Annotated in this window: 1 protein-coding gene; it reads left to right on the forward strand. The window is 63.1% G+C overall.

Features of this window, described 5'->3' with window-relative positions; all coding sequences use genetic code 11:
* On the forward strand, positions 1 to 915 hold a 915-nt coding region (locus ACT84W_RS05150; protein WP_444328435.1), incomplete at both ends, for a Spy0128 family protein.

A 915-nucleotide genomic window follows, 5' to 3' on the forward strand; every position in this document is an offset into this window, starting at 1 on the left:
CTCCAAGGGCCTGAACGCCAAGGCGACCAAGGACGCCAAGACCGCCTCGTTCGGTGACTTCACCTTCGATAAGGCGGGCACCTACGTCTACGAGGTCTCCGAGGTCAAGGGCTCCATCGGCGGCGTGAGCTACGATGACCACACGGCTACCGTCACCATCACCGTTACCGATGATGGCAAGGGCAAGCTCGTCGCCACCCCCAATGTGGTGGACGGCACCTTTAGAAACACCTACAAAGCCGGCGAGGTCACGCTCTCGGGCGACACCGCCATCAAGGGCCGGAAGACCCTGACCGGTCACGACATGACGTCGCGCTTCTCGTTCAAGCTCGCTGCCGACGGCGACTACGGCGATGCGGTCAAGATCGCCGAGGGCGCCGACATCGCGAGCGTCTCTGGAGCCAAGGACGGGGTGGCCAAGGGCTTCTCGTTCGGCGCCGTCACCTTTACCAAGGCCGGCACGTATAAGTTCAACGTGACCGAGCAGGGCCCCGCGCCTGACGGCTACACTTACGACACGCACCCGTCCGAGGTGACCGTCGAGGTCACCGACTTCGGTAACGGGCAGCTTGCCGCATCCGTCAAGTACGGCGACGGCGACTGCTGCGTCTTCAACAACAAGTACACTGCCGAGTCCGTCACCGTCAACGGCGCGGATAACTTCGCGTTCAAGAAGGAGCTGACCGGCCGCGCCCTCACGGCCGACGAGTTCAGCTTCACCATCAGCTCCGAGGATGAGGGCGCCCCGCTGCCTAAGCAGACCACCGCTACGAACGACGAGAACGGCAACATCGTCTTTGGTGACATCACCTTCGACAAGGCCGGCATCTACCACTACAGCATCGCCGAGGACACCTCAAAGCTCCCCGGCGGCGTGACTGCCACCACGCAGGGCGCCAAGCAGGTCATCGTTAC

The organism is Paratractidigestivibacter sp. (assembly GCF_052362415.1).
Classification (GTDB): domain Bacteria; phylum Actinomycetota; class Coriobacteriia; order Coriobacteriales; family Atopobiaceae; genus Paratractidigestivibacter.